At 50.1% G+C, this 12,353-nt stretch carries 11 protein-coding genes; 7 read left to right on the top strand and 4 right to left on the bottom strand.

Translation table 11 applies throughout. From position 1 onward, the window contains the following. Positions 1-275 precede the first annotated feature (275 nt). Positions 276-1,292 carry a sulfate/molybdate ABC transporter ATP-binding protein gene (locus tag ACM1PF_RS06510; protein ID WP_416673311.1) on the top strand — a complete coding sequence of 339 codons (1,017 nt, stop codon included), beginning with the start codon at positions 276-278 and terminating at the stop codon, positions 1,290-1,292. 30 nt (positions 1,293-1,322) lie between these two features. On the opposite strand, the gene ACM1PF_RS06505 is transcribed toward ACM1PF_RS06510, so the two are convergent. Next, positions 1,323-3,299 carry a DUF1565 domain-containing protein gene (locus ACM1PF_RS06505; protein ID WP_416673308.1) on the bottom strand — a complete coding sequence of 659 codons (1,977 nt, stop codon included), beginning with the start codon at positions 3,297-3,299 and terminating at the stop codon, positions 1,323-1,325. Between the two features lie 194 nt (positions 3,300-3,493). Here ACM1PF_RS06505 and ACM1PF_RS06500 point away from each other — a divergent pair, with 194 nt between their 5' ends. The 6 genes from ACM1PF_RS06500 to ACM1PF_RS06475 all read left to right on the top strand — a co-directional run bounded on the left by ACM1PF_RS06500 (position 3,494) and on the right by ACM1PF_RS06475 (position 9,630). Beyond that, a complete protein-coding gene (locus ACM1PF_RS06500) occupies positions 3,494-4,615 on the top strand; it encodes a thiamine phosphate synthase (protein WP_416673305.1) in 1,122 nt (373 codons plus the stop codon). A gap of 144 nt (positions 4,616-4,759) precedes the next feature. Then, positions 4,760-4,978, top strand: a complete 219-nt coding sequence (gene thiS, locus ACM1PF_RS06495) for a sulfur carrier protein ThiS (protein WP_416673303.1) — start codon at positions 4,760-4,762, stop codon at positions 4,976-4,978. Between the two features lie 241 nt (positions 4,979-5,219). Beyond that, positions 5,220-6,167 carry a DUF1517 domain-containing protein gene (locus ACM1PF_RS06490; RefSeq protein ID WP_416673301.1) on the top strand — a complete coding sequence of 316 codons (948 nt, stop codon included), beginning with the start codon at positions 5,220-5,222 and terminating at the stop codon, positions 6,165-6,167. A gap of 665 nt (positions 6,168-6,832) precedes the next feature. Next, on the top strand, positions 6,833-7,822 hold the full coding sequence (locus tag ACM1PF_RS06485) for a hypothetical protein (RefSeq protein WP_416673298.1): 990 nt from the start codon (positions 6,833-6,835) through the stop codon (positions 7,820-7,822). Continuing rightward, on the top strand, positions 7,819-8,247 hold the full coding sequence (locus tag ACM1PF_RS06480; RefSeq protein ID WP_416673296.1) for a hypothetical protein: 429 nt from the start codon (positions 7,819-7,821) through the stop codon (positions 8,245-8,247). The genes ACM1PF_RS06485 and ACM1PF_RS06480 overlap by 4 nt, the downstream gene beginning before the upstream one ends. Before the next feature lie 555 nt (positions 8,248-8,802). Next, positions 8,803-9,630 (top strand): hypothetical protein, encoded by an 828-nt coding sequence (locus ACM1PF_RS06475; RefSeq protein ID WP_416673294.1) that lies wholly within the window; start codon positions 8,803-8,805, stop codon positions 9,628-9,630. Between the two features lie 126 nt (positions 9,631-9,756). Here the strand turns inward: ACM1PF_RS06475 and ACM1PF_RS06470 are convergent, their stop codons facing one another. From ACM1PF_RS06470 to ACM1PF_RS06460, 3 genes are all read right to left on the bottom strand, one after another. Further along, positions 9,757-10,323 carry a hypothetical protein gene (locus tag ACM1PF_RS06470; RefSeq protein ID WP_416673292.1) on the bottom strand — a complete coding sequence of 189 codons (567 nt, stop codon included), beginning with the start codon at positions 10,321-10,323 and terminating at the stop codon, positions 9,757-9,759. Positions 10,324-10,366: 43 nt separating this feature from the next. Beyond that, positions 10,367-10,828, bottom strand: coding sequence for a hypothetical protein (locus tag ACM1PF_RS06465; RefSeq protein WP_416673290.1), 462 nt, complete (start codon positions 10,826-10,828; stop codon positions 10,367-10,369). Positions 10,829-10,904: 76 nt separating this feature from the next. Then, positions 10,905-12,326, bottom strand: coding sequence for an HlyD family type I secretion periplasmic adaptor subunit (locus ACM1PF_RS06460; RefSeq protein ID WP_416673289.1), 1,422 nt, complete (start codon positions 12,324-12,326; stop codon positions 10,905-10,907). Positions 12,327-12,353: the final 27 nt, after the last annotated feature.

Genomic DNA, 12,353 nt, shown 5'->3' with positions numbered 1-12,353 from the left:
GCCACAGGTCAAATTTAGGGGATTACGGAGAAGCAACCTAACTGAGTAGGGGCGGGCTGCTATCTGTATGCTGCTATCTGTATGACGACCGCTTGAGTCTAAAATCTAGAGTTTTCAGATTAAATATTAAACCGGGAAAGAGTGTGCTATAAAAACTACAGTAACCACATCGATTAACTAGGGATTTAAGGATGATTCACTGTCGCTGAGTCCCGATCTTACTCCCCTTCTCTCCGTTCCAAACCTAACTTTCCATTCTAAAGAGGAACTGCATCGTGGGCATCGTCATTGAAAATGTATCCAAACGGTTTGATGAGTTTCAGGCAGTGGATCAGGTGAATCTGGAAATCAAAACCGGCTCGTTGGTTGCGCTGTTGGGGCCATCGGGGTCTGGAAAGTCTACCCTGCTGAGGCTAATTGCAGGATTAGAGGTTCCTGATGCAGGTCGAATCTTCTTAACTGGACGCGATGCCACCTACGAAAGTGTGCAGGAACGCAACATTGGCTTTGTGTTTCAGCACTATGCCCTGTTTAAGCATATGACGGTGCGGAAAAATATTGCCTTTGGGATGGACATTCGCAAGATGCCCAGGGCGAAGATTCAGCGACGAGTGGAAGAGCTGCTGGAACTGGTGCAGCTAGGAGGATTGGGCGATCGCTATCCATCTCAGCTTTCGGGAGGGCAACGGCAGCGGGTGGCCCTGGCGCGGGCATTGGCGGTAGAACCAAAAGTCTTGTTGCTGGATGAACCGTTTGGGGCATTGGATGCCAAGGTGCGGAAAGATTTGAGAGCCTGGCTGCGGCGGCTCCACGATGAGGTTCATGTGACAACGGTATTTGTTACCCACGATCAGGAAGAGGCGATGGAAGTGTCGGATGAGATTGTGGTGATGAATGAGGGCAAGGTGGAGCAGGTGGGCAGTCCAGCCGAGATTTATGACAATCCGGCAACGGCATTTGTGATGAGCTTTATCGGCCCAGTTAACGTTCTACCCAGCAGTTCGCACATCTTCCAGGGAAATGGCTTTGATTCGCCCCATCCCGAAGTGTTCCTGCGTCCCCATGATGTGATGGTGGATGTTCAGCCCAATGGCACAACGGTTCCAGCACGGGTGAATCGTTTAATCCATCTGGGCTGGGAAATTCAGGCGGAACTGGTACTGGATGATGGACAGGTGGTCACGGCCCATCTAAGCCGCGATCGATTTGATCAATTGAAGCTTCGACCGCAGCAGCGAGTTTATGTTAAACCAAAGGATGCCAGGGCTTTCCCACTCTATTACTCAATTTAGCTCTACATACTCAATCTCAATTTAGCTCTATTACTCAATCTCCTGAATCACAGCCCTCAAGCCGCTCTGGCTCAGGGTTTGCACGGTTTGTTCCGCATTGGCGCGACTGCTAAAGGCTCCCACCTGAATCAGCGATCGACCGTTGATGGAAGTTCGGAAGGCGGAGGGAACGATCGATTGAACGTGGGTTTGATCCCGTTCATCACTGGTTTCTACGACAACGCGATAGCGTAATCCAGCCCGACTCACCGTGTTTCCTCCCCCTCCTCCTGCCCGAAAGGCGACGTTGCGAGAAACATTGACGGTGGGCAAACTGCCGATATTGCCAACGGGAATGTCAGCTTCTGGAACCGGAAGTACATCGGATTGGGGCATTTGGGGAGGAGGCGTTGGCAGATTCCGACTGGCGACGGCCGCGGGTGCGCTTGGGCTGGATTCGGGAGCAGGAACCGGAATATCGATCGGAGTATTGAAGCTCGATCGCGATTGGGGAGATGGAGTTGGCAGAGGAGGGGCTTGGGTTGCTGATACGAGCTGACTGGGTGGAGAAGCCGGAATTTCCAGGGCGATCGGTTCAGTGGGAGCGATCCGATTGGCGGCATGGATGATATCCGAGGGATGGGTAGAGCGAGGACGACGCACTGCAACGGGTCGCAGGTTGGATGAGGTGGAAACGGTGGGTCTTGGGGCAGGTGAGAGGGCGGGTCTTGGGACGGGTGGGGTAGGAGGCGGAACGGCAACCTCGATCGTGGCAGTCGTAGCCGGGGCAGGAGGCGGAGCGTTCACTGAGACCACTGGAGTGGGGGGAAGTTCTGTGATGGCAGGTTGAACATTTGAAGCCGCAGGAGGGGGTAATTCCGTAATAGATTCTGAGGAATTGGCAGCCGGGGCAGCAAAGCGATTAGCTGGGGGAGTGGGAGGGCTGGCGAGGGGCGTTGTTCCAGCCAGATCGACTTCACCCTGGAGTCGATCGCCTGTGAGCTGATTGCCGTGTGCCGGAATCGTCTGGCTTGTGGCATTGGCATTCAAATCAACTGGATTATTGGCAAACACATTATGTCCCGGATCGCTGGCAGTCCCTAGATTGGGTTGCGCATTGCTGATGGCGGTTAGTCCATCTTCTCGGTTTGCCTCAATGCGATTTCCCCGCAGCACGGGCTGGGCATCACCCTGAACCAAAACGCCAATCCGGTTTTGACTCACCTGATTGTCAACGACCAGAGGAGTCGCCTGTTCAGCCACATTAATCCCAAAGCCCGTTCGCTCAAAGGCATTCTGCCGGACTTCTGGCTGCGATCGCCCAAAAATCGTAATTCCATTGGCACCGTTTTGGGTAAACCGATTGTTTTGAATCAGCGGCGCACTGTTGCCGACGGTGGAGATACCATCATGGGTATTTCCGGTAAAGGTATTGCCGCGCACGATCGGATGACTCGATTCCACCCACAGACCATAGCCGCGTGGATTTGGGTTAGTGACTGTAACCCCTAGTAGCTGCGCCTGATCGGCCCCCAGCAGGGTAATATTCTGTCCCGCTGAAGTAGGACTCAGAAAGGTGCCTCCACCGCGAATCACAATTCCCCGGCCATACTGGCTCGGATCCCCCTGGATCGTCACATGGGGCTGCATTACGAGCGGAAAAACTTCTCCGGTTTCCGCACTATAAGTTCCTGGAGTTAACATGATGACGGTATTGGGCTGGGCAACTTGCAGGGCATGGGTGATGGTGCGAAACGGCGATCGCTGACTGCCATCTCCACTCGCATTGTTGCCGACGATCGGATTGACAAACAAAAGGTGGGAAGCGGTGGACTGGGTTGAAGATTCAGGCGCAGAAGGCGTTGTTTGGGCGATCGCTTGCTGTTCGCTGCCGGATACCAGGATAAGAAAAACCCCCAAGCCGATCGTTGTTGAAAAAACTTTGAACCACCAGGGAACCCCAATACTGAAAAACAAGACAGATTGAGCAGAGCAATGGAAACGATGGGAGGGAGGACGCAAACGCATAGAAATTCTCCTGACACTGGACAGCTACAGGTTGCTCAACGCTATATGTGGTTTATTTTGCCACGAAAGAGTTATTTATTCTCTATATGTAGCGCATTTGTGAATAAATTTTACTTAATCAGATAATTTTCCCAGTGCTGCTCCAACAACGCTTGACCCAGCCTGTTAGGATGAAAAATAGAGGGGGAAACGAAATGGCTGAAACGGATTACCAACGCTCGATCGGGCAAGGCTTTGCTTCCCAACCTGCGGTCTTGCGAATTTTAGATGCAAATTTAGATCGATCGCGGGAAGGGTTACGAATTATTGAAGAATGGTGTCGATTTGGGCTAAACCAGCGTGCCCTGACGGAGGAATGTAAGCAACTGCGTCAGTTGATTGCTCAATGGCACAGCGATGAGATTCGGGCAGCTCGCAATACGCCGCAGGATCCAGGTACCGATCTCACCCATCCTCAGGAGCAAGTGCGATCGAGTGTCGCTCAAGTCCTACAGGCAAACTTTTGTCGGGTTCAGGAAGCTCTGCGGGTGTTGGAGGAGTACGGCAAGATTGTGTCACCAGAGATGGGAGAAGCCTGTAAGCAAATCCGTTATCGGGTTTACAGCTTAGAAAGTCAGTTAACCGAGCATTTATCCAGCCATCGTCGGTTGCAAAAGCTATTACAGTCTCGGCTGTATCTGATCACATCCCCGGTGGAGAATTTGCTGGATGTGGTGGAAGCATCCCTTCAGGGGGGAGTGACGTTGGTGCAATATCGGGATAAAACGGCGGATGATCTAACGCGCCTGCATACCGCTAAGGCCCTCAAGGAGCTTTGCCATCGTTACGATGCGCTGTTTGTGATTAACGATCGCATTGATCTGGCGATCGCGGTTGATGCAGACGGAGTTCACTTAGGGCAGCAGGATGTTCCGGTGGCTCTGGCGCGGCAATTGCTGGGTTCCCAAAAAATTGTTGGGCGATCGACCCACTCACCAGACGATCTCGATCGAGCGATGCGGGAAGGAGTCGATTATGTGGGGGTTGGCCCCGTTTATGAGACTCCCACGAAAGCAGGCCGAGCGGCGGCTGGATTGGATTATGTTCGTCATGCGGTCAACCATGCTACCCTTCCCTGGTTTGCGATCGGCGGGATTGATCTGGAAAATCTCCACGAAGTGCTCTCAGCAGGGGCAGAGCGCATTGCGGTTGTGCGCGCCATCATGCAGTCGGAACAGCCCACTCTGGCGACTCAGTTCTTTATCTCCCAACTGAACCGCCAACAAACCCTCCATTCAATCCACACACGGTTTCGATCGAATGAAAGCATTAACTAAGGAAGCTGTTGTGAGGGTGCATAAGAGGCGCACAGCAGTGCGCCCCCTACCGGATATATTATTTTTCCCCATATCCCTAACATGACTCGCTGCAACGATTTTGGAAACGACTGTACTGTCTAGAAAGCCATAAACCTTAAACTCATGGAATCTACTCAAACTATCACCCTTTACGTCAATGGCGAAGTCCAGCAGTGCCCTCCTCAAACGGCAATGCCCGATTTACTCCTGCAATTGGGTATGAATCCGCGCTTAGTAGCTGTTGAATACAATGGCGAAATTCTGCATCGCCAATTTTGGGACAGTACTCAGATTCAGGAGGGCGATCGCCTGGAGATTGTCACGATCGTTGGTGGTGGCTAAAGATTCTGGTTTCTTCCCTCTTCCCTCCTCCCTCTTCCCCATTACGGTAATCCCCCATCTCCCATCCCTAAAATCCCCCTTAAGCCGCACCATTACCCAAACAGTAAGGCGGTAGACTAGAAATGTAGACAATTTGTAACGTTTGGTAAACTGTAACGTTTGGTGAATCCGGTGGGCTGATGTTGCCCCCCAGCCTATCCAAAGCCGACAAGGTTGCTCGTCAATTTGACAGGTACGGCATATGCACAAAAGACTATTTGCATGGATTAAGCCCCTTTTAAAGCCCTTACTCGTTTCATTCCTGGTGATCACGCTGGTATTGGGTCAAGCGGACTCTGCTCTGGCTGCCAGAAGTGGTGGTCGGATTGGTGGCGGTAGCTTTAGGGTTCCAACGCGGACAGCTCCGGCTCCTCGGACGTATGCTCCTCCCGGTGGTGGCGGCTATTACCCTGGTGGCGGCGGTTTTGGCTTCCCCTTCATTGTGCCGATCTTCGGCTTTGGTGGCGGCGGTCTATTCACGCTTCTGCTGTTTATGGCTCTGGCCTCTTTCATCGTTCGGAGTTTTCGAGCTGCATCCAGTTCCGATGAGTATGGTTACACAACCACTTCTCCAAAAGTTTCCGTAGCGAAGTTGCAGGTGGGTTTGCTGGCTCAAGCTCGTGAACTTCAAACCGATCTCAATCGCATTGCCCAAAGAGCAGACACCAGTTCCTCTGAAGGGTTAGCCCAGGTGCTGCAAGAAACAACGCTTTCCCTGCTTCGTCATCCGGAGTATTGGATCTATGGGGGGAGTGAGTCTCAACAAGCTCGACTGGAATCTGCCGAAGCGCAGTTCAATCGGTTGACTCTGGCGGAGCGGAGCAAGTTCTCTGAAGAAACCCTTTCCAACGTCAACAATCTGCTGCAAGAGGCTGAAAAGAGAAAAGCGTTGGCAGCATCGGGAGAGTTGGCAATGCCAGAAAATCCCAGTGAGTATATCGTCGTTACTTTACTGGTAGCAACTCAGGGCAAATTGGAACTGCCTGATGTGAAAGACTCACAGGATCTTCGTAAAGCAATTTCCCAACTTGGCGCAGTATCTAGCGATCGTCTGCTGGCAATGGAAGTTCTCTGGACTCCGCAGGCGGAAGGAGATACCCTCTCTGCTGAAGATGTATTAGTTGGGTATCCAGAGCTGAGATTAGTTTAGAGGTTGGTTCCTCAGTGATTTGACCAATCATTGATGGAACGACTTAAGTTAAAATTTGCGGGATTATGACGGGGCCGAGAGAATCGCCCCATTTTTTATGGAAACCTGGCATTGCGGATTGGCGTTGCTGAATCGAGGTATGAATACTCTGAACCCCTTCACTCTGCCTCAATTTTGGGGTGGGAGAGGCTCCAGGTGAAACCTAACTGGAACCAAATTTCAAAATCAGTTCTAATTATTTTATTTTGTGGTTGCAATTGCTCGATCGAGTTTGCTATAGTTCATAGAGACAAGCAACGGCTGTTCCCTGACATCGGCTGTTATCCAGGTTAAAGCTGTTCTCTGAGAAATCTCTGAGAAATCTCTGAGAAATCTCTGACAAAACAGCAGCCCTTAAAAGTTTTAGTCTAGATCGATACGGCTTGCCATTCCTGGCATCGTTGCCCCGATCATCTCTACGCATTTACCATTCTTTTCCGATTTTTATAAGGGCATTCCTGGATCGTCGTTGTCGATCGAGTATTACCTGACATTTTCTAAAATTCAGGCATTTTAACTGGAGAGCTTCTCTCTGCGTTGACAACCAGTCAGCGTTGATTGCTTTGCTCTTGAGCAGTCGTTGCTGCATGATGTTTGTCATTTCGCTCAAGTTACAAGGAGTAATCATGGAAGGATTCGACAATCATACAGAGTTGCATGATCATGACTTGACTCAGACGGGTGATTTTTCCGCTTCTGGTTATGAATCTGATCATCATTCAGGTGGTTCAAACGGTACTTCAGTACAAGAATCAACCTTTGAAGAGGCACTCGATTCTTCCCTGGAAAAGGAAAGTAGCCAACAGGATCACGGTCATTCCAGCTCTCACAACGATCAGGGACATAGCCACGGTTCATCTGATTCAGATGGCTTCGACGTGAATGATTTCCATAATCATGCCAGACCAGATTCGATCGACAATCCGCTGCATGTTTCATTAGATGCAGTAGATGTGCGATCGCTGGATTTAGGTGGCATTCAAACCAAATCAAATCTGCGCGGCCATCTGGGCGGAAACGGTGATTTGTTAGAACCCGGTGGCGGCAATAACACTGTGATTGGTTCCAGCGGTAATGACATTGTCGTTGGAACCGGGGGTGGGGTAAATACCATCACCACAGGCTCTGGCAAAGATATGGTGATCTTAGGCAAGGAAACCACTAACCGGATTTTTGACTTTGATCCCAGCAAAGATATTCTCGCCATTGCCGATAACTTATCAATGGATGACATTGTTATCGCTCAAGGCAAGAACCCAACTAAAGCAGGTGTGCAGCAACCGTTTGATAGCGAGAATAACGCACTCGTCATTGATAAATCTACAGAGCATATCCTGGCGGCCCTGACCTTTGTTAATGCCAGTGAACTGTCAGCCAGCAATTTTGTTCAAGTCACATCTGATGCTCTGCGGAACTTCGATAAAGGCAATAGCTTTGCATCTGTTCAACAGGCAGGCGATGGCGGAGAACAGCTAACTGGAACCCGAGGACGCGATCGGCTCACCGGAGGGAATGGCGATGATTTCCTCTATGTGGGTGATGATGGGATTAAATTTGATACGGCGATCGGTACTGGCCGGGAGAATTCCCCTTCCCTAACGACAGTCCGGGCTTGACCGAGATGAATTTGGAGCTAAAAGACGGCATTTTGCGGGTTGAGGGTTCTTATAAGGACTTTGAAGGATTGCCCCTCTTCAGCGATGGAGCAACCGAAGTCGATCCCAAGGCGGTGATCCCCAACGGAGCCGATCCTCAAGCCTTAATTGAAGGCTTCTTGAGAGTTCCAGAGGATGCAGAGGGTAACCCTCTCAGCGGATTCCACATCCACTACAGTGCAGAAGGATTTGCGGATGCCACCGTAGAGCGGTACTTCACTGTGAATCCAACCGATGAAAAGTCGGGACAGGTGACGGGTGAATTTAAACTGGAACCCGAATTACAGGCGGCTCTGCTGGGGAATGTGCTTTACGGCAACCTCCACTCCACGATCCATCCAGTGGGTGAGAATCGGGTCGAATTTAACACCGCTAAATTCGTGTAGAGCGGCTGTGCCGCAGAGTTCAAGCAGTTGATAGTGAAAGGAGGAAATGCAGCGAAAACATTGTTAGATTTGCCTTTTTGAGTCAAGAGATCAGAGTTGATGACCTGTTGGGGATACAAGGCTCCTCAGCAGGTTTTTCCTATGGAGCCAATTGGAGCCAATCACGAAATTAATTTAGACTCAGTAGATCGCAAACCCAGTTTAGATCCCCCCTAGCCCCCCTTAAAAAAGGGGGAACCGAGCCGAAAAAGGTTTGAAGTCCCCCTTTTTAAGGGGGATTTAGGGGGATCAAAAGCAGGCGTTGCCGTGAATGCAATCCATTTTCGATCTACTGAGACTGCTTGAGAGCGCATCGATTCCCACCCTGTACCCTCTGGTTAATCCATCCATCCTGATAGGCTTTGCTTATGACTGGTGCAGAGCGGGGAAACCTTCAATAAAATGATCGGTTGAGAAAAAACCAGTGAACTCGTGTGTTAGCCAAATCAAAATCTAGAAAGATTTAATGTTTGCTGACTCGAAAAGAGTATCCACATCAAGGAGAAATTTCAACCCATGACATCAACCTTCACTACTGCCTCCAGGCTGATTTCTATCAATGGGGAGCCAGCCGTTCCCCTGGAAGCCATGCCGACTAGCTGGCAGCGTGTTGCCCAGGGAAGTTGGATGAGTGAACCGCGTGTTTATGCTGCCCTGGCGCAGGTCTTTTTGGCGAAGAATCAAGGGGGGCATTTCTTGTTCCTGGAGCGATCGAACACAGGGCATTTAAGAGATGCCTATCGTCAGGGAAATGGGCAACTGGCCTGGGAAGCAGTCTCCCACTATGGCGAGATGTTTTTACCCGAACATTATCCAGATTTGGAGAACATTCGTTGTCAGGTAGAATCTACGCCGGAAACCAGGGAGGAATCCAGTGGTAATCAGCCCGTTGCTAAAAAAGCCGATCGCCTTGCGTTGATTAACGTGGTCAGTGACTTGTTTGCTGAACTTCAGTACGATGTCCCAGCGACGTTCTATTGGACGTTCCTGCATCCCCTTCAGCGAAACGATTTGTTTGAAGTGCGATCGTTCCGTTTTAGCGAACAGGATCTGGCCGTTGCGCGGCAGTTTGATGCAATTCTGCATGGTGGGTATGTGACTATGCTGCGGCGGTTAATCGACAGCATTTCCAGTCGGCATGGATATTTCATTGAACATGGTTGCGGCTGTGAAAGCCACCTGGCAAAGCTCAAACCCTGCGATTCCCCCTTTGAATACACCATCCCCGCTGAATCACGCCAAAAAACGCTCCGGGCCTTCTTCTGGAGCGTCATGGAAGAGTATTTACTGTTTGAACTGCGATCGGCGACTCGGCTAGTTTATGCAGACAATTTAACGCTGTAGGAGTGAGGAGTGAGGAGTGAGGAGTGAGGAGTGAGGGGTGAGGAGTGAGGGGTGAGGATTAAGGAATGAGGAGTGAAGCATTGCACGGGAGTATTGCATTCACAATCACTCGAATAGGTATCTCACCTAATTTTGTCCAAGCCCTTCCTTCTCCTCCTCTCCCTGATAATTACCTTTCAATACATCTCCTGCATCTCGGTACACGATCCAGGGGCTTCCGTTGCGATGGAGTAACGAGCCTTTATCCGTAACGCAAATTGCGACAGATGCATCTTCCCTAGGCCCGCGAAATAAGATGGCTGGATCTTCGGATGATCCCCCCAACTGATAATTCGCACAGGTAATTCTTTTTTCTACGAAAATGAAGGATTTATCAATCGAAAGACAGGTTTTTTGGATTTCGGATAACGTATTTCTGACTTCATTTAAGCAATCCTGTGGCGGTAAATCCCTTGCGGTTTTGAGTAATTCGTAAATTCGTCGTCCGATCTCTTTACGAATCTGGGCTTTGGGATTAGTTTCTGCTTTGGAAAATTCACTCTCGTAAGACTTTAGGTTTTGTTGAAGCTGTAGCGACATTGGGCAATTACCAGATGAAATGAAGAGATGTTTGGAAAGGGTAATGCCCCTGATTCTTGAGCGATGAACTGCTTTCACTATTCCATTAAAGCCTATAGATCGTTCGATCGCCAATCTAAACTTGATTCAGAAGAGAATTCGCGTTAATTGATCGCAGTTAATCACTTGTAGGCGGAACAACTGCTGTAACTGGGAATTCGATTTCAAATGGCTCAAAGCTATTATTGACCGATTCCCCCGATAGCACGACCGTATAGGCTCCCGGAGTTGGAAATGTAATGCTGGTGCCGATCGCCTCGTATCCATTGACCCAGGTGCTGGATAACGGCAGATGGTGAAAAACCATTTCTCCTTGAGTGTCGTAAACCCTGGCTCCACAATCGCAGTCCGATGGGGAAATGACGCTGCCATCCGACTGCATCAGCATGAACCAGGTTTCACTGGCATGTCCAGCATGGGGCGTATCATCCGGGTCAAGGTGAATCATGACGCTGATACCGCTGGAATCAGAAGGAACTGCCTGATGCTGCTGGTGAGCAATTAAAGAAGATGAATGCAGTGCTGGTTCGATCGTTAAACCGCAAACTGCCAGTGTGCCAGCCAGTAATATTTTTTGCATGGTAAATTCTCCTACTCTTACATTGAATCTTTCAAAACACCTTAGCGAACAGAACGTAACCCATCGATCGCCTTAATTAGCTCATCTGCAACATAGCTGATGGGGCCCGCTCTCGGACTCGAATATTTGCTACTAACGTCATACCTGGCAGAATTGCAAAGCGTTCGTTATTACGCTCCAGAAACTGCTGGTCTAAGCGAACCTCAACTGGAAATGCCGTTTGTCCAGTGGTCGGATCTGTTAAGGCCTCACTCCCCACTCTCGAAACAGTGCCTTTGACTGAACCATACTCTGTAAAGGGATAGGCATCTAAGCGAACATCTACAGACATTCCCACCTGAATATTGGCAATATCCGCATTGGCCACCTGAACTCTGGCAATGAGGGACTCATTGGGTACAACTTGCAGTAAGGCTTCTCCGGGTTGCGCAACCACACCCGGCAACTTTGGTCCCAGGTTAAACACCACCCCATCCACCGGCGCACGGAGATCTTGATTTTTGAGGTCTAATTCTACCTGATTTAGTTGAGAGGAAACCTGAATCATCTGGCGTTGGTTGGCTGCGATCGTGGCATCAAATTCTGAATCCAGGACAGCCAACTGTCGTTGTAAGTCTTGATAGGTTTCCGTTACAACTCGATTACCTTCCACCTGTGACTGGAGCTGGGCCAGTTGAAGCTGACGTTGCTGCAACTGATTTTGGTTCATCTGGCTTTGCAGCGTGTTCACATCCACCGCTCGACGCAAAAAGTCGGTGCGTGAAATGGCTCCTTGATCCATCAAAGGCTGCAACTGCGTCAAAAGCTCTTGCTCGACACCCAGTTGAAATCCTGTTTCATCTAGCTGCGTTTCCAGTTCAGTAATTTGCGTCCCTAAACTGGAACCCTGGAGCTGATTAATTGACAGGCGATCGGCTAACTGACGTTCAAACAGTTCGTATCGCTGCCGTTGTTCTGGAGGTAAGGGAGATGGATCTCTAGAGATCTGCGCCACTAGCAGCATTCGAGTCTGAACCCGATTCATTAACTCCGGTGAAACGTTCGCCACCTCCTGATACAGGGTTTCTGCCGAAGTTCCCTGCCGCGCCATTCGCAGTACGGCTACTTCCTTCACCAACTGATCCTGCTGGAGTAAAAGCGCCTGAAGCTGATTCAGCAGTTCTGTCTTATCCAACTGCACCAAGACCTGTCCCTGCTCGACCTGCTCCCCCTCACGCACCAACACAGTCGTCACGACTCCCCCAACCCTGGACTGCACCGCCTGGGACTGAGAAATGGGTTCTAATTTACCCCGTGAAGCAATCACCACATCAACTCGCGCAAAAATCGACCAGCCAATTCCCACCGTCATTCCGACCACAATCACCTGCGTTAACCGCCGAGTCCAGATTGCAGGCTGAGGTAAATTAATTGCAGAGGCAGTCGAATCCTGCTCAATTTGCTCCAAGGTCTTGCGCTGTAAAGCTTGTAGTGGATTAAGAAAACGTTGTGGACGCATCGCTCCTCCTAGAATTGAAAATAGATG

This window comes from Egbenema bharatensis FJBBOT/2019 (assembly GCF_048077055.1).
Classification (GTDB): Bacteria; Cyanobacteriota; Cyanobacteriia; order Elainellales; family Elainellaceae; genus Egbenema; species Egbenema bharatensis.
Note: the sequence above shows the minus strand (reverse complement) of the source record. Positions and strands in the feature narration are given on the sequence as shown.

What these genes read in the sequence shown, in the direction of transcription:
- ACM1PF_RS06500 (WP_416673305.1), top strand. Translation starts at nt 3,494, where the DNA reads ATGGCTGAAACGGATTACCAACGCTCGATCGGGCAAGGCTTTGCTTCC.
- ACM1PF_RS06460 (WP_416673289.1), bottom strand. Translation starts at nt 12,326, where the DNA reads ATGCGTCCACAACGTTTTCTTAATCCACTACAAGCTTTACAGCGCAAG.
- ACM1PF_RS06505 (WP_416673308.1), bottom strand. Translation starts at nt 3,299, where the DNA reads ATGCGTTTGCGTCCTCCCTCCCATCGTTTCCATTGCTCTGCTCAATCT.
- ACM1PF_RS06465 (WP_416673290.1), bottom strand. Translation starts at nt 10,828, where the DNA reads ATGCAAAAAATATTACTGGCTGGCACACTGGCAGTTTGCGGTTTAACG.
- ACM1PF_RS06475 (WP_416673294.1), top strand. Translation starts at nt 8,803, where the DNA reads ATGACATCAACCTTCACTACTGCCTCCAGGCTGATTTCTATCAATGGG.
- thiS (WP_416673303.1), top strand. Translation starts at nt 4,760, where the DNA reads ATGGAATCTACTCAAACTATCACCCTTTACGTCAATGGCGAAGTCCAG.
- ACM1PF_RS06485 (WP_416673298.1), top strand. Translation starts at nt 6,833, where the DNA reads ATGGAAGGATTCGACAATCATACAGAGTTGCATGATCATGACTTGACT.
- ACM1PF_RS06490 (WP_416673301.1), top strand. Translation starts at nt 5,220, where the DNA reads ATGCACAAAAGACTATTTGCATGGATTAAGCCCCTTTTAAAGCCCTTA.